A 15,158-nucleotide genomic window follows, 5' to 3' on the forward strand; every position below is an offset into this window, starting at 1 on the left:
GGGGAGTCTAGGACGAAGACCTATGCGCCGCGGCGGGCACTAGAAATACCGCGGAAAGCCGCTCCAATCCGGTGCGCGCTTTTCCAGGAAGGCGTCGCGGCCCTCCACGGCCTCGTCGGTCATGTAGGCCAGCCGGGTGGCCTCCCCGGCGAACAGCTGCTGACCCACCAGCCCATCATCGAGCAGGTTGAACGCGTACTTGAGCATTCGTTGCGCCTGCGGCGACTTCGCGTTGATGTCCGCCGCCCATTGCACCCCCACCCGCTCCAGCTCGGCATGGTCGACGACCTCGTTCACCGCGCCCATGTGATGCATCTGCTCCGCCGTGTACGGCCGGCCCAGAAAGAAGATCTCCCGGGCGAATTTCTGGCCGACCTGGCGGGCCAGATACGCGCTGCCGTAGCCGCCGTCGAAGCTGCCCACGTCGGCGTCGGTCTGCTTGAAACGGGCATGCTGGCGGCTGGCCAGGGTGAGGTCGCAGACCACGTGCAGGCTGTGCCCGCCGCCGGCCGCCCAGCCGTTGACCAGACAGATAACGACCTTGGGCATGAACCTGATCAGCCGTTGCACCTCGAGGATGTGCAGCCGGCCCGCCCGCGCGATGTCAACGGTGTCTGCGGTGTCTCCGCTTGCGTACTGATAGCCACTGCGTCCCCGGATGCGTTGGTCCCCACCGGAGCAGAAGGCCCAGCCACCGTCCTTGGGGGACGGCCCGTTGCCGGTCAACAGCACCACGCCGACGTCGGGAGACATTCGCGCGTGGTCCAGTACGCGATATAGCTCGTCGACGGTGTGCGGCCGGAACGCGTTGCGCACTTCGGGACGATTGAACGCCACCCGGACGGTGGCGTCTTGGACGTGGCGGTGATAGGTGATGTCGGTCAGCTCGTCGAAACCGTCGACGAGTCTCCACACGCCAGTATCAAAGGGGTTGTCGCTCAAGGCTCTTGCACTCCATCCTGGTCGATCGTGAGGTTGCCGCAGCTGATCGTCTGTGCCGACGTGACTATTGAGTCTCTAGCGGAGTCGGCCGTCAGCGTGTCCGAGGGCCCGATGGTGGCCAGCGTCCCGTCCAGATCGACCTCGGTGCGCCGCACCGTCCATCGCCCGGTGTTGTCCGGGTCCGGCAGTGCCTGCAGTCCGACCAGCCGGCGACCGTCGCCCATGTTGCTGCAGCCGACACCGGTGCCGTGGCCGCGCAGATTCTGCAGATCGAAAAGGAAGGGGTGGCCCCGGCTGTCGACGGCGGCTTGTAGCCGGCAGGCGGCGTACACATACAGGTGCGCGGCCCGGCCGTCGCTGACGATCACCTGGTGACTGCCGTTTTCCTGCGCATCGATGGCTAACGCGCGCAGGGGGATCGGGCTGGCCGAGGCGATGTGGACATCGGTGCTGGCGCCGCCGGCGGTGGTGATGCCAACGATTCGGATGGTGTCTCCGGTTCCGCTTTGAAAATCCCCGACCCACAACGTATCCGGCCGACCGTCGCCGTCCAGGTCACCGACCCGCCGTTCGTTCACGTCGGCCGGGGCGGGGGTGCCGCCCGGCGGGCATCCCGGTGCGGCCACCGCCCGCGGTGCGGACAACCCGATCGGGCTGGCCGCCAGCAGCATCGCCGCCAGCAGTAACGCGCGACCCATCGGCCTACACCGGCACCGTCAGTGCCACGGCGTCGACCACCACGGCGGCTTGATTCGCTCGCTCATGCAAGCCACAGTAGCCAGACCCGAATCGGCCCGAACCGGCCATTCAGCCCACAGCGCGGCCGGCGCCCTCCCAGAACCGTGCCCGGACGGCCTTCTTGTCCGGCTTGCCCAGCCCGGTCAATGGCAACGAGTCGACGACCACCACCTGCTTGGGCGATTGCACCGAGCCCTTGCGCTGCTTGACCGCGGCCTGGATCTCGGCGGTCATGGTCTCGATCGCGGCGTCATCGCGGGCCGCGTCGGCACGCAACACCACCACCGCGGTGACGGCCTCGCCCCACTTCTCATCCGGTGCCCCGACCACGCACACCTGCGCGACCGCCGAGTGCTCGGCCACGACGTCTTCGACCTCACGGGGAAACACATTGAAGCCGCCGGTGACGATCATGTCCTTGACCCGGTCGACGATGAAATAGAAGCCGTCCTCGTCTTCGCGGGCCATGTCGCCGGTGTGCAGCCAGCCGTCTCGGAAAGTCTGCGCGGTGTCGTCCGGTTTGTTCCAGTAACCGCCGGCCAGTAGCGGCCCGCTGACACAGATCTCACCCGGCTCACCCTGCGGTACCGGCTGGCCGTCCTCACCCAGCAATGCCACCCGGGCGAACAGCGTCGGGCGTCCACAGGAGGTCAGCCGCTTCTCGTCGTGATCGGCCTTGGGCAGGTAGGTGATCACCATTGGCGCCTCGGATTGCCCGTAGTACTGCGCAAAGATGGGGCCGAACCGGTCGATCGCCTCGGCCAGCCGCACCGGGTTGATGGCAGAAGCGCCGTAGTAGACGGTCTCCAGCGAGGACAGATCGCGGGTGTGTGAATCCGGGTGGTCCATCAACGCGTACAGCATCGACGGCACCAGCATGGTTGCGGTGATGCGCTGTTCTTCGATGACCCTCAACACTTCACCCGGGTCGAACTTGGCGAGCACGATCATCTCGCCGCCCTTGACCAGGGTGGGGGTGAAAAAAGCGGCCCCGGCATGCGACAGCGGTGTGCACATCAGGAACCGCGGGTGCTCGGGCCATTCCCATTCGGCGAGCTGGATCGAGGTCATGGCGGTGATGTTGCCGGCAGTGCCAATCACTCCCTTGGGCTTGCCGGTGGTGCCGCCGGTGTAGGTCAGGCCGCCGATGTGGTTCGGCGGCAGGTCGGCGACGACCAGCGGCTTCGGCTGGTATTTGGCCGCTTCCGCGGACAGGTCGACCGCTCGGTCCTCGAGGGCTTCGGGTACCGGTCCGATGGTCAGGACCTGCTTGAGCGAGTCCACCTTTTCCAGCAGTCCCAGCGCCCGCTCGACGAACATCGGGTTGGGGTCGATGATCAGCGCGCTGGCCCCCGCGTCGGAGAGCACGTAGGCGTGATCGTCGAGCGAACCCAGCGGATGCAGCGCGGTACGGCGATAGCCGCGAGCCTGGCTGGCGCCGAGGATCATCAGCACCTCGGGGCGGTTGAGTGACAACAGGCCGACGGTGACCCCGGTGCCGGCGCCCAGTGCCTCGAACGCCTGGATGTACTGGCTGATCCGCTCGGCCAGCTGGCCACCGGTGAGCGTGGTGTCGCCCAGGAACAGCACCGGCCGGTTCTTGTGCCGCTTGAGCGCGCCCACCAGCAGGTGGCCGTTGTGAGTTGGATTGCGCAACAGATCGTCACTCATATGGCCAGACTAGAACGTGTTGCAATTCTGCTCAGCTGCGCCCTCGGGCCTGACCTTTTCCGGGCCCGAATCACTAGGATCGCTGTTCATGGCCGATGCAGATGTCGTCATTACCGGAACCGTGCTCACCGTCGACGACACCAGGCCCACCGCCGAGGCGATCGCCGTCACCGACGGCAGGATCGTCGCCGTCGGGGACCGATCCGAGGTCGCGGGCCTGATCGGGGAGGGCACCCGCACCATCGACTTGGGTTCGGGTTGTCTCATGCCGGGGTTTGTCGAGGCACACGGCCATCCGCTGATGGAAGCGATTGTGCTCTCGGGCCGGATCGTCGATATCCGGCCGGTCACCGTCCGCGACTCCGAACGCGTGGTGGCCGAGATCTGCCGCGAAGCCGGCGAGCGCGGGTCGGCTGGTGCCTACCTGATCGGCTGGGATCCGTTGCTGCAGCCGGGGCTGCCGGAACCGACGCTGGCCTGGCTCGACGACATCGCGCCGAACGGGCCGCTGGTGATCATCCACAACTCGGCTCACAAGGCCTACTTCAATACGCACGCCGCCTGGCTCAACGGCCTGACTCGCGACACCCCCGATCCCAAGGGAGCGAAATACGGCCGCGACGCCAACGGCGAACTCGACGGCACCGCCGAGGAAACCGGTGCGGTGCTGCCGCTGCTGGCCGGTGTGACCGATCCCAGCAACTATCCGGCGATGCTGCGCGCCGAGTGCGCCCGGCTCAACCGGGCCGGGCTGACCACGTGTTCGGAGATGGCGTTCGATCCGGGGTTTCGGCCGCTGGTCGAGCAGCTCCGCGATGAGTTGACGGTCCGGCTGCGCACATACGAGATTTCCAACGCGCAGCTGTCCACCGAGGCCTCGCCGGGAGACGGCGACGACATGCTCCGGCAAGTGGGTATCAAGATCTGGGTGGATGGCTCGCCCTGGATCGGCAACATCGATCTGAGCTTTCCCTACCTGGACACCGCCGCCACCCGCACCATCGGTGTGACACCTGGTTCCTGCGGATGCGCCAACTACACCCGCGAACAGCTGGCCGAAATCGTGGGTGCCTACTTTCCCCTCGGTTGGCCGATCGCCTGCCACGTGCAGGGCGACGCCGGGGTCGACACCATTCTGGATGTCTATGAAGAGGCGCTGCGGAGCAACCCGCGTCCGGACCACCGATTGCGGCTAGAGCATGTCGGTGCCATCCGGCCCGAACAACTTCGCCGGGCCGCCGACCTCGGTGTCACCTGCAGCATTTTCGTCGACCAGATCCACTACTGGGGTGACGTCATCGTCGATGGGCTGTTCGGCCCCGAACGGGGGTCGCGGTGGATGCCCGCGGGTTCCGCGGTGGCCACCGGCATGCGCATCTCCTTGCACAACGACCCGCCGGTGACACCCGAGGAGCCGCTGCGCAACATCAGCGTGGCCGCCACCCGGGTCGCACCCAGCGGCAGGGTGCTGGCTCCCGAGGAGCGTTTGACGGTGGAGCAGGCGATCCGGGCGCAGACCATCGATGCCGCCTGGCAGATGTTCGCCGACGACATCATCGGCTCGCTGGAAGTCGGCAAGTACGCGGACATGGTGGTGCTCTCGGCGGATCCGCGGACGGTGCCGCCGGAGGAGATCGCCGACTTGGAGGTGCGGGCCACCTTCCTGGCGGGCCGCCAGGTCTATCGGAAGTGATACCCGGGCTGGCCACCCTGCCGGATCTACTGGACCGACTGCACGTCGTGGCACTACCGATGCGGGTTCGTTTTCGCGGCATCACCACCCGGGAAGTGGCATTGATCGAGGGGCCCTCGGGGTGGGGTGAATTCGGGGCGTTCCTCGAATATCGGCCCCCGGAAGCGGCCGCGTGGCTGGCATCGGCCATCGACGCCGCCTACGGCCAGCCGCCACCGGTGCGACGCGGGCGCATCCCCATCAACGCGACGGTGCCGGCGGTGGCCCCCGCCCAAGTCCCCGAGCTTTTGGCCCGGTTCCCCGGCGCCCGCACCGCCAAGGTGAAGGTCGCCGAGCCCGGACAGACGCTCGCCAGCGATGTCGAGCGGGTCAATGCCGTGCGCGCTCTGGTCCCGACCGTTCGGGTGGACGCCAACGGTGGCTGGAGCGTCGACCAAGCGGTGCAGGCCGCCGTTGCCCTGACGGCCGACGGCCCGCTCGAGTACCTCGAACAACCCTGCGCCACCGTCGGTGAACTCGCCGAGCTGCGCCGGCGCATCGAAGTGCCCATCGCCGCCGATGAGGCCATCCGCAAGGCCGAGGACCCGCTGGCGGTGGTGCGCGCGGGGGCTGCTGATGTCGCGGTGCTCAAGGTCGCCCCACTGGGCGGGGCCTGGGCGCTGCTGGACATCGCGGCGCAAATCGACATCCCGGTGGTGATCTCCAGCGCGCTGGACTCGGCCGTCGGAATAGCCGCCGGGTTGAGCGCCGCCGCGGCCCTACCGCAACTGCAGCACGCCTGCGGATTGGGCACGGGCGGGCTTTTCGTCGAGGACGTGGCCGAGCCCGCCATCCCGGTCGACGGCACACTGGCCCCGCAGCGGGTGGCGCCGGACCCGGCCCGGCTGCGGGCGTTGGGCGCCGGGCCGGATCGGCGGCAGTGGTGGATCGACCGGATCAAGGCCTGCTACCCGCTGCTGTACCGTCGATCGGGTGATTAACCTCGCTTACGACGACAAAGGGACCGGTGAGCCGGTCCTTTTTATCGCCGGTCGCGGCGGTGCCGGACGCACCTGGCAGCCCCACCAAGTTCCGGCGTTCCTGGCGGCGGGATACCGATGCATCACCTTCGACAACCGTGGCATCGGTGCTACCGAGAACGCCGAGGGCTTTACCACGCAGACGATGGTCAACGACACCGCAGCGTTGATCGAATCCCTGGGCATCGGCCCGGTGCGCATCGTCGCGGTGTCGATGGGCTCATTCATCGCCCAGGAGCTGATGGTGCTGCGTCCCGAGCTGGTCAACTCCGCCGTATTGATGGCCACCCGCGGCCGCCTGGACCGTGCCCGCAAGTTCTTCCACGACGCCGAGGCGGAGTTGTACGACTCCGGTGCCAGGATGCCGTCGACCTACGATGTGAAAGATCGCCTGCTGGAGAACTTTTCCCGCAAGACGCTCAATGACGATGCGGCCGTTGGCGACTGGCTCGCGATGTTCTCCATGTGGCCGATCAAGCAGACCCCGGGCCTGCGCTGCCAACTCGACGCCGCGCCGCTGACCAACCGGTTGCCCGCCTACCGCAACATCGCCGCGCCGGTGCTGGTAATCGGCTTTTCCGACGACATCGTCACCCCGCCGTACCTGGGGCGCGAGGTCGCCGACAGCCTGCCGAACGGTCGCTATCTGCAGATACCCGACGCCGGGCATCTCGGGTTCTTCGAACGCCCCGAAGCCGTCAACACGGCCGCGCTGAAATTCTTTGCCGGCACCAGGGGCTGAGCGCCGCGGTAGCCGGTGCGGCTCGATACCCGGCGCAGCGTTCGGCTGTGACACCCTGTACTGGTGAACCCTTCGACGACACAGGCCCGCGTCGTCGTTGACGAGTTGATCCGCGGTGGGGTTCGCGATGTGGTGCTGTGCCCCGGCTCGCGCAACGCGCCGCTGGCCTTCGCGTTGCAGGACGCCGATCGGTCCGGTCGCATTCGGCTGCACGTTCGCATCGACGAACGCACCGCCGGCTTCTTGGCCATCGGGCTGGCCGTCGGGGCGGGTGCGCCGGCGTGTGTGGCGATGACCTCCGGTACCGCGGTGGCCAATCTCGGCCCGGCGGTGGTGGAGGCCAATTACGCCCGGGTGCCGCTCATCGTGCTCTCGGCGAACCGGCCCTACGAACTGCTGGGCACCGGGGCCAACCAGACCATGGAGCAACTGGGCTACTTCGGCACTCAAGTGCGTGCCACGATCAGCCTGGGTCTGGCCGAGGATGCGCACGAACGCCTGGACTCCCTCAACGCGTCGTGGCGATCGGCCACGTGCCGGGTGCTGGCGGCCGCCATGGGTTCGCGTACCGCCAACGCCGGCCCGGTGCACTTTGACATTCCGTTGCGGGAACCGCTGGTGCCCGACCCGCAACCCCACGGTGCGGTGACTCCGCCGGGACGCCCGGAGGGCCGGCCGTGGACCTACACCCCACCGGTCACCTTCGACCAACCGCTGGAAATCGACCTGTCCGCCGACACCGTCGTCATCGCCGGGCACGGCGCCGGTGTGCACCCCAACCTGGTGGCGCTACCCACCATCGCCGAGCCGACAGCACCGGCTGCGCCGTCCGGTGGCAACCCTCTACACCCGTTGGCACTGCCGCTGCTGCGGCCCCGGCAGGTGATCATGCTGGGGCGCCCGACGCTGCACCGGCCGGTATCGGCCTTGCTGGCCGATCCCGAAGTGCCGGTCTTTGCGTTGACGACCGGGCCCCGCTGGCCGGACGTGTCGGGAAACTCGCAGGCCACCGGAACCCGGGCGATCGTCAGCGGCACCCCGAACCCGTCGTGGCTGGACCGCTGCGCGCAGATGAACCGCCACGCGGTTGCGGCGGTACGCGAGCAGCTTGCCGCACACCCGCTGACCACCGGCCTGCACGTCGCGGCGGCCGTTGCCGGCGCGCTTCGCCCCGGCGACCAGCTGGTGCTGGGCGCGTCCAACCCGGTGCGCGATGCGGCCCTGGTCGGCCTGGACACTGCGGGCCTGCGGGTGCGATCCAATCGAGGGGTCGCCGGTATCGACGGCACGGTGTCCACGGCCATCGGGGCTGCGCTGGGCTACGAACGTGATCAGCACGGGCGCACCGTCGCGCTGATCGGTGACTTGACGTTCGTCCACGACAGCTCCGGCTTGTTGATCGGCCCTACCGAACCGACACCGCGGCAGCTGACGATCGTGGTGTCCAACGACAATGGCGGCGGCATTTTTGAGCTGCTCGAGCAGGGGGATCCGCGGTTCTCCGATGTCTCCTCGCGCATCTTCGGCACCCCCCACGACGTCGACGTGGGCGCACTGTGCCGGGCCTACCACGTGGAGAACAGGCAGATCGAGGTGGACCAGTTGCCGGCCGCGCTGGACGAGCCGGGTAGCGGCCTGCGGGTGCTCGAGGTCAAGGCGGACCGCTCCTCGCTGCGGCAACTGCACGCCGCCATCAAGGCCGCGCTATGACCTCGCCCAAGAAGTTGCTGCGCATCCTGATCCACGGCACCACCGAAGAGATGCCGGACACGCCGGCCAGGACAGTGGTGCGCTGGATCCGGATCTCGGTGTTGATCCTCACCGGGTTGGTCACGCTGCAGTCGATATTGCTGGTGGCCGGCGCGTGGCGCAATGACCTGGCCATCGATCGCAACATGGGGGTCGCACAGGCCGAGGTGCTCAGCGCCGGGCCACGGCGCTCAACCATCGAATTCGTCACCCCCGACCGCGTGACCTACCGGCCCGAATTGGGTGTGCTGTACCCGTCTGAGCTGGCCACCGGCATGCGGATCTACGTCGAGTACAACAAGAGGGATCCCAATCTGGTGCGCGTGCAGCACCGCAACGCCGGGCTGGCGATCATCCCCGCCGGCTCCATCGCGGTGGTGGCCTGGTTGGTGGCGACTGTTGCGCTCGTCGGTCTGGCCCTCCTGGATAGGCGGCTGGACAAACGGCCGGACCAGCGGGCGGACACGATGTCCACGCCATAGGGCGTGCCGGCAGATTTCGCGCCCCGTATGCCCGGCGGCAACCTTGCCGACAGTCGACGCTGACACGGTGGTGGCGTGCGCGTTGCGATCGTCGCCGAGTCGTTCTTGCCTAACGTCAATGGTGTCAGCAACTCGGTGGTTCGGGTACTCGAGCATCTGCGCCGGACCGGCCACGAAGCCTTGGTCATCGCGCCCGACAATCCTCCCGCTGAGCCCCGGGCCGACCGGCTGCATGACGGCGTCCGAGTGCACCGGACGCCGGCGCGGATGTTCCCGAAAGTGACCACCCTGCCGCTGGGGGTGCCAACCCCGCGAATCCTGCGGGTCTTGCGGGGATTCGAACCTGACGTGGTGCACCTGGCCTCACCGGCGCTGCTCGGCTACGGTGCGCTGCGGGCGGCGCGACGTCTTGGCGTGCCCACGGTGGCGGTGTACCAAACCGATGTGCCGGGCTTCGCGGCCAGCTACGGCATCGCGGCAACCTCACGGGCGGCCTGGGCCTGGTTTCGCCACCTGCATGGCCTTGCCGACCGCACCCTGGCGCCGTCCACTCCGACCATGCAAACCCTGCTCGACCAGGGCTTCCCGCGGGTGCACCGATGGGCGCGGGGCGTCGATCTGATCAGGTTCGCGCCGTCGGCGCGAGACGAGTCGCTGCGCCGGCGATGGTCGCCGGACGGGCGGCCGATCGTCGGATTCGTGGGTCGGCTGGCGCCCGAGAAGCATGCCGAACGGCTCGCTGGGCTGGCGGCATCGGGCGCGGTCACGCTTGTGATCGTCGGCGACGGAGTCGACCGGCGCAAACTCGAATCGGCTATGCCCACAGCGGTTTTCACCGGCGCACTGTACGGTGACGAGCTCGCTGCGGCGTACGCCAGCATGGACGTCTTTGTGCACGCCGGTGAACACGAGACGTTCTGTCAGGTCGTGCAGGAAGCGCTGGCGTCGGGGCTGCCGGTGATCGCCCCCGACGCCGGCGGACCCCGCGACCTGGTTACCCCACAACGGACCGGCCTGCTGCTTCCCGTCGACGAGTTCGAGACGCAGTTGCCGGCCGCGGTCGCGCACTTGGTCCACGAACGCCAGCGCTATTCGCAGGCGGCCCGGCGCAGCGTGTTGGGCCGCAGCTGGTCGGTGATCTGTGACGAGTTGCTCGACCACTATGCGGAGGTGCTCGCACCGACCGGGCGGGCCCAAGACTGGTTGTGGCGAAGGCGGCGCGCCTAGCGCGTTGCGGTATCGACGATCGGCGTCTTCTTGATGTCGGTGAGGAACTTCGACAGGAGTCGGTTGAACTCGTGGAGTTCGGCCGCCGACCAGCCCGAGAGCGCTCGCGCCAAGTGATCCCTTCGCACCTCGTGCAGTGCCCCCGCGGCACGCCGGCCCTGCGGCGTCGCCTCGATCACCGACACCCGCCCGTCGTTGGGATCGGTGTGCCGGGTGACCAGCCCGGCCTCGACCAGGGCTCGCACCCGGCGGGTGGCCATCCCGGCATCCATGTGCGCCAACCTGGCCAGTCGACTCAACGGCAATGGGCCCTCGTCGATCAGGACGCGAAGCAGAACATAGGAAGGCTGCGACAGCTCGGTGTTGGCCGCCGATGCCTGACCGGCGAACGCCGATCGACTGATGCTGAGCCGGACGATTTGGGCGAGGGTGGCGCTGATGGCGGCAACCGCCGTCAGCTTGCGTGCAGACGCCACATTCGCCCCGGTCCGCACCCGCCGGTATTGAAGACCCGCATGAAGGCGACAGTATCGGCAACTACTTGACATAGTCAATAAAGTATAGATAGCTGGACCGCGACATCCGGTCACCGAAATTGGCTTGCGCGCAGGAGTGTTCATGCTGGCAACGGGTTTCTACTTCGACTGGCCCAACTACCGCACGATGCTGCGGCTGCTGCGCCGCGACCCGCCCGGCGCGGCGCGTTGGCGGCGCTTCTTCGGGTTCGCGGTCGCGGTGCCGGCCATCGCCGCGATCCACGCGGTGTGCTTCGCGCTCGATCCCATCCTGTTCGGGTCATTGCGCCGCACCCAGGTGGTGGCACCGGTGTTCTGTATCGGGCACGCCCGCAGCGGCACCACCTATCTGCATCGGCTGATGGCCAACGACCCCCAGTTCAGCTACGCCATGATGTACGAGCTGTTCTTTCCGTCGCTGTTGGAGAAACGCATGCTGCGGCTGCTTTTTCGGGTCGATGCCGCGGTATTCGGAAAGCGTCTGCGGCACCGGCTCGACGAGATCGAAAAGCGTCGCTTCGCCCCGACCGACGACATGCACAAGACCGGGTTCTTCGTTCCGGAAGAGGACGACGCGTTTTTGACTTGGTCACTGTGCTCAGGGTTCTGGATCCTGATGTTCCCGTTCATGGGCGAACTCGATTTCTACCATGTCGATCGCTGGCCGCAACGCAAGCGGCGACGGGCGATGGCCTTCTACAAGGGGTGCGTCCGGCGCCAGATCGCGGTCAATGGTGGCGGTACGCACTTGAGTAAGAACCCCACCTTCTGCGGTCGGGTCGAAGCGCTGATCGAGACCTTTCCGGACGCCAGGTTTATTGTGCCCCTGCGTAATCCGGATGAGACGATTCCGAGCCTGCTGAAGTTGTTGCAGACCGAGTGGGGCCTGCGCGGCCGCGATCAGCGCTTGGTCGAGAACTCGCTGCGGGTGCTGGCCGAGCAATCGTTGGATTCCTACCAGCATCCGCTCGACGTCTTGGCCCGACATCGCGAGGTTCGTTCGGTCCTGGTGGATTACCGCGAACTGGTCGCCCAACCCGAGGTCACCATGCGCCGGATCTACCGGCAGTTGGAACTCGACTTGGGGCCGGCGGCCGCCGAGGCGTTCGCGGCGGCCGCCTCGGGCAGCGGGCACGAATCAACCCACCGCTACAGCCTGGAGGAATTCGGACTGGACTCCCGCGAGATTCACACCCGGCTGGCCGACTTGTTCGATGAATACCACTGGGACACAGAGGCAGCGGCAAGAACAGAAGGAACAGACGCGCATGTCCGCTGAAACAAGCCAAGCGAGCCTGCACGCGGCCTGGACCGACATGATCGACGCGCTGACTCGGGCGCGCGATGCCGTGGACTCCGCCGAATTGCATGCTCCTCCGGTCACCGCCGCCGGCCTCGCGGACGGATACGGATACCTGCTGGGATTTGTTTTCAGTGGCATCGAACGCGCCTTCGGCGAGAATCCCGACTTCCCGTATTTTCGGCGTGCCATCCAACCGCTGGACAAGGCGACCATCGACAACGCCGACGCCCTATACCTGTCGGCGCCGATTGACGGCGCGCAGAGTTATCGGGTAACCGGCCGGTTCGTCGGCCCAAAGCCTCCGCAATACCTCATCTTTGAGGCACACACCGACTATGCCGGAGACACCGGCGGCCTTGCCGAGCTCATGCCGGGCGGACGGGTGGTAACCGGGGTGCTGGACACCGCCGATCTCGCCGTCGGCGAGGATGGCCGATTCGAGATCCTGCTGGGCCCGCGCCGGCCCGGCGAGCACACCGGCAACTTCATTGCCACCCGCACCCCAGACGGGACCGCCACCGCGCGTTTTCTGATCGCCCGCATACTGTTTCACGACTGGGAACACGAGATGTCGCCCGATCTGCACATCGTCCAGATCGGCAAGCAGGGAGCCCAGCCCGAGCCGGCCGATCCCGCCGTCGTGGCCCAGAGCATGCGTCGCCTCGGCACGATCGTCGAGAACCAGATGCGGTTCTGGAACGAGTTTTACGACGTGGTCCTCGAGGCGCACGGTGACAAGAACGGCGATGGGTTCACGCTGATGCCCCGTAACTCACTCAATGAGCCTGCGCTGGCCAACCTTGCCATGGGTGGCGGCCAGAGCACCAACGTCTACTGCGGCGGGGTCTATGACCTGCGCGCCGACGAAGCGCTGCTGGTCGAGGTCGTCGTTCCGGTACCGCCGGCCTACATGGGATTTCATCTGTCCAACCTGTGGGGCGAATCCCTGGATTACGCCAACCACGCGTGCAGTCTCAACGGATTTCAGTCCGAACCCGATGCCGACGCGAGGATCCGCTACGTCATCGCCGACACCGACCCCGGCGTGCCCAACTGGCTCGACACCGCCGGGCGCCTGGGCGGATTCCTGACCCTGCGGTGGACGTACTGCGACCCGCCGTCCGAATTGCCCAAGGCCAGCGCCGTAAAGGTGCCCCTGGCCAGCGTGCGTCAGCACCTGCCCGCGGACACCCGCACCGTGTCCGTCGAGGAAAGGCGCCGGCAGATCAGCGTCCGCCAGGAGCACGTCCAGCGCCGATACCGCCAGTATTGACGCGACGCTGTCGGGTAGCGTCTCCGAGGTGAGTCGCGCGGCCCTGGACAAAGACCCCCGAGACGTCGCGTCGATGTTCGACGGCGTCGCTCGTCGTTACGACCTGACCAACACCGTGCTGTCGCTGGGGCAGGACCGATATTGGCGGCGGGCCACCCGATCGGCGTTGCGCATCGGTCCGGGTGACAAGGTGCTGGATCTGGCCGCGGGGACTGCGGTATCCACGGTGGAGCTGGCGAAGTCCGGGGCCTGGTGCGTGGCGGCTGACTTCTCGGTTGGGATGCTCGCCGCGGGCCATGAACGCAAGGTGTGCAAGGTTGCCGGTGATGCCACCCGGCTGCCGTTTGCCGACGATGTCTTCGACGCGGTGACCATCAGCTTCGGGCTGCGCAACGTGGTCGATTTCTCCGCCGCACTGCGCGAGATGGCGCGCGTGACCCGGCCCGGGGGACGGCTGGTGGTGTGTGAATTCTCCACGCCCGTCAGTGCGTTGTTCGCCACGGTCTACAAGGAGTATCTGATGCGGGCGCTGCCGCGGGTGGCGCGCGCGGTGTCCAGCAATCCCGAGGCCTACGTATACCTGGCCGAGTCGATCCGGGCGTGGCCGGACCAGGCGGCGTTGGCCCAGCAGATGTCGCGGGCCGGCTGGTCGGCGGTGCGCTGGCGCAACCTCACCGGCGGAATCGTGGCATTGCACGCCGGGTACAAGCCCCAGCCGGTCTAAACGACCCGGCCAAAAGACCTAAGCGCCGACCCGCTGCAGGACCCCGACATGCGCGGGGCAGTAGTGGTCGATCGCCGCGCCCAGGAACTGAAACGCCTGGCCCTGGGTGGTGCCACGGGGCAGGTTGCGCTGCAGGAAAGTCGCCGACTTGTACGCGTCGCCGTCAACGCCCCGGTCCATTCGCTCGCAGCTGATCTTGGCCAGCCAGGCGTTGTAGTCCTGCGGGCCGTAAATCCCGAAGCCGTGCAGCGTGTTGTTGAAAGGGGCGTCGTAGTCGTCGGCCTGCGCCGGCGCCGCCAGTCCGACGGCAGCTACCGCAGTCGCGGCGATTGTGGCCAGCCTTCTACCCTTCATTAGCTGGACTATACACCGCATGGGGTGTGCCATCAGCCCAAATGGGCTGAGAGCAACCACGCACCGACGGACTTGCGGCCCTCGGGTTCGTCGCGAGCGTCGAAGGCGGGCATCCCGGATACTTCCGCCGGGAGATTGGCGTGAATGCGGGCCGGCCGGATCTCGTCGATCACCCAGTGCTTGGACACCGCGTCACGCAACTCTGCTTCGGTGACGCCATTGATCGGGCCGTCGCCGGAAAGCGCGGCCTTGTCGAAGACCAGCACAAAGTAGGACGCGCCCGGGGCGGCCGCCCGTACGATCGAACGCTGGTAACCCTCGCGGAGTTCGACCGGCATGGAGTGAAACAGCGTGCTGTCCATGATGGTGTTGAACCGCCCCGCCGACTCCGGCGGATAGCTGGCGAAATCGGTGATGTCGGCCACCGCGAAGCTGGCGTTGGTCAGGCCGCGGCGCGCGGCCTCGCGCCCGGCCAGCTCGACGGCGGTGGGGGACATGTCCAAGCCGACCACCGGGTGGCCCCGTCCTGCCAGCGCCAATGCGAGGGCGGCCTCCCCGCAACCCGCGTCGAGCACCTCGCCATGGACCTTGCCCTGCTCGATCAGGGTGGCGAGTTCCGGCTGGGGTTCGCCCAGGCTCCACGGGGGCCTGATGCCCGCGCCGAACTCTGCGGATTCGCCGCGATAGGCGGTTTCGAATTGCAAATCCAATGATTCAGTCATGCCT

The 15,158-nt window shown here is 67.3% G+C and carries 15 protein-coding genes; 9 read left to right on the forward strand and 6 right to left on the reverse strand.

Features of this window, described 5'->3' with window-relative positions; genetic code table 11:
• Window positions 1-39: 39 nt before the first annotated feature.
• The 3 genes from CCUG20998_RS04230 to fadD8 all read right to left on the reverse strand — a co-directional run bounded on the left by CCUG20998_RS04230 (window position 40) and on the right by fadD8 (window position 3,351).
• Window positions 40-942 (reverse strand): 1,4-dihydroxy-2-naphthoyl-CoA synthase, encoded by a 903-nt coding sequence (locus CCUG20998_RS04230; protein ID WP_036457260.1) that lies wholly within the window; start codon window positions 940-942, stop codon window positions 40-42.
• Window positions 939-1,640 (reverse strand): hypothetical protein, encoded by a 702-nt coding sequence (locus CCUG20998_RS04235; RefSeq protein WP_012392820.1) that lies wholly within the window; start codon window positions 1,638-1,640, stop codon window positions 939-941. Before CCUG20998_RS04235 ends, CCUG20998_RS04230 begins: the two co-directional genes overlap by 4 nt.
• A 109-nt stretch (window positions 1,641-1,749) precedes the next feature.
• On the reverse strand, window positions 1,750-3,351 hold the full coding sequence (gene fadD8 / locus CCUG20998_RS04240) for a fatty-acid--CoA ligase FadD8 (RefSeq protein WP_020731827.1): 1,602 nt from the start codon (window positions 3,349-3,351) through the stop codon (window positions 1,750-1,752).
• An 88-nt stretch (window positions 3,352-3,439) separates the two neighbouring features.
• Between fadD8 and CCUG20998_RS04245 the strand changes: the two genes are divergently transcribed.
• The 6 genes from CCUG20998_RS04245 to CCUG20998_RS04270 all read left to right on the forward strand — a co-directional run bounded on the left by CCUG20998_RS04245 (window position 3,440) and on the right by CCUG20998_RS04270 (window position 10,263).
• Window positions 3,440-5,044 carry an amidohydrolase gene (locus CCUG20998_RS04245; protein WP_020731828.1) on the forward strand — a complete coding sequence of 535 codons (1,605 nt, stop codon included), beginning with the start codon at window positions 3,440-3,442 and terminating at the stop codon, window positions 5,042-5,044.
• The gene (locus tag CCUG20998_RS04250; protein WP_020731829.1) at window positions 5,041-6,024 is read left to right on the forward strand and encodes an o-succinylbenzoate synthase; all 984 of its coding nucleotides are present in this window, start codon (window positions 5,041-5,043) and stop codon (window positions 6,022-6,024) included. Before CCUG20998_RS04245 ends, CCUG20998_RS04250 begins: the two co-directional genes overlap by 4 nt.
• Complete coding sequence (locus CCUG20998_RS04255) at window positions 6,017-6,805, forward strand: alpha/beta fold hydrolase (protein WP_020731830.1); 789 nt, start codon at window positions 6,017-6,019, stop codon at window positions 6,803-6,805. Before CCUG20998_RS04250 ends, CCUG20998_RS04255 begins: the two co-directional genes overlap by 8 nt.
• A gap of 63 nt (window positions 6,806-6,868) precedes the next feature.
• Window positions 6,869-8,515 carry a 2-succinyl-5-enolpyruvyl-6-hydroxy-3-cyclohexene-1-carboxylic-acid synthase gene (gene menD, locus CCUG20998_RS04260; RefSeq protein ID WP_020731831.1) on the forward strand — a complete coding sequence of 549 codons (1,647 nt, stop codon included), beginning with the start codon at window positions 6,869-6,871 and terminating at the stop codon, window positions 8,513-8,515.
• Complete coding sequence (locus tag CCUG20998_RS04265; protein ID WP_012392826.1) at window positions 8,512-9,036, forward strand: DUF3592 domain-containing protein; 525 nt, start codon at window positions 8,512-8,514, stop codon at window positions 9,034-9,036. Before menD ends, CCUG20998_RS04265 begins: the two co-directional genes overlap by 4 nt.
• Before the next feature lie 75 nt (window positions 9,037-9,111).
• On the forward strand, window positions 9,112-10,263 hold the full coding sequence (locus CCUG20998_RS04270) for a glycosyltransferase family 4 protein (RefSeq protein WP_020731832.1): 1,152 nt from the start codon (window positions 9,112-9,114) through the stop codon (window positions 10,261-10,263).
• Here CCUG20998_RS04270 and CCUG20998_RS04275 read toward each other — a convergent pair.
• Window positions 10,260-10,739 (reverse strand): MarR family winged helix-turn-helix transcriptional regulator, encoded by a 480-nt coding sequence (locus tag CCUG20998_RS04275; RefSeq protein WP_020731833.1) that lies wholly within the window; start codon window positions 10,737-10,739, stop codon window positions 10,260-10,262. The two genes, CCUG20998_RS04270 and CCUG20998_RS04275, sit on opposite strands and share 4 nt — an antisense overlap.
• Window positions 10,740-10,881: 142 nt before the next feature.
• Here CCUG20998_RS04275 and CCUG20998_RS04280 point away from each other — a divergent pair, with 142 nt between their 5' ends.
• From CCUG20998_RS04280 to CCUG20998_RS04290, 3 genes are read left to right on the forward strand one after another with little or no spacing between them, the layout of a single operon-like run.
• On the forward strand, window positions 10,882-12,057 hold the full coding sequence (locus tag CCUG20998_RS04280; protein ID WP_036457451.1) for a sulfotransferase: 1,176 nt from the start codon (window positions 10,882-10,884) through the stop codon (window positions 12,055-12,057).
• On the forward strand, window positions 12,047-13,354 hold the full coding sequence (locus CCUG20998_RS04285; RefSeq protein WP_020731835.1) for a hypothetical protein: 1,308 nt from the start codon (window positions 12,047-12,049) through the stop codon (window positions 13,352-13,354). Before CCUG20998_RS04280 ends, CCUG20998_RS04285 begins: the two co-directional genes overlap by 11 nt.
• Window positions 13,355-13,382: 28 nt before the next feature.
• Window positions 13,383-14,078, forward strand: a complete 696-nt coding sequence (locus CCUG20998_RS04290; RefSeq protein ID WP_012392831.1) for a demethylmenaquinone methyltransferase — start codon at window positions 13,383-13,385, stop codon at window positions 14,076-14,078.
• 18 nt (window positions 14,079-14,096) lie between these two features.
• On the opposite strand, the gene CCUG20998_RS04295 is transcribed toward CCUG20998_RS04290, so the two are convergent.
• Both CCUG20998_RS04295 and CCUG20998_RS04300 read right to left on the reverse strand, forming a co-directional pair.
• Window positions 14,097-14,432, reverse strand: a complete 336-nt coding sequence (locus tag CCUG20998_RS04295) for a DUF732 domain-containing protein (RefSeq protein WP_020731836.1) — start codon at window positions 14,430-14,432, stop codon at window positions 14,097-14,099.
• A gap of 32 nt (window positions 14,433-14,464) precedes the next feature.
• Window positions 14,465-15,154, reverse strand: coding sequence for a class I SAM-dependent methyltransferase (locus tag CCUG20998_RS04300; protein WP_020731837.1), 690 nt, complete (start codon window positions 15,152-15,154; stop codon window positions 14,465-14,467).
• Window positions 15,155-15,158 lie beyond the last annotated feature (4 nt).

This window comes from Mycobacterium marinum, assembly GCF_003391395.1.
Lineage (GTDB): Bacteria > Actinomycetota > Actinomycetes > Mycobacteriales > Mycobacteriaceae > Mycobacterium > Mycobacterium marinum.

Excerpts from the sequence above, each read along its gene's own strand:
- CCUG20998_RS04235 (WP_012392820.1), bottom strand. The coding sequence starts at position 1,640 with ATGGGTCGCGCGTTACTGCTGGCGGCGATGCTGCTGGCGGCCAGCCCG.
- fadD8 (WP_020731827.1), bottom strand. The coding sequence starts at position 3,351 with ATGAGTGACGATCTGTTGCGCAATCCAACTCACAACGGCCACCTGCTG.
- CCUG20998_RS04245 (WP_020731828.1), top strand. The coding sequence starts at position 3,440 with ATGGCCGATGCAGATGTCGTCATTACCGGAACCGTGCTCACCGTCGAC.
- CCUG20998_RS04265 (WP_012392826.1), top strand. The coding sequence starts at position 8,512 with ATGACCTCGCCCAAGAAGTTGCTGCGCATCCTGATCCACGGCACCACC.
- CCUG20998_RS04280 (WP_036457451.1), top strand. The coding sequence starts at position 10,882 with ATGCTGGCAACGGGTTTCTACTTCGACTGGCCCAACTACCGCACGATG.
- CCUG20998_RS04285 (WP_020731835.1), top strand. The coding sequence starts at position 12,047 with ATGTCCGCTGAAACAAGCCAAGCGAGCCTGCACGCGGCCTGGACCGAC.
- CCUG20998_RS04295 (WP_020731836.1), bottom strand. The coding sequence starts at position 14,432 with ATGAAGGGTAGAAGGCTGGCCACAATCGCCGCGACTGCGGTAGCTGCC.
- CCUG20998_RS04300 (WP_020731837.1), bottom strand. The coding sequence starts at position 15,154 with ATGACTGAATCATTGGATTTGCAATTCGAAACCGCCTATCGCGGCGAA.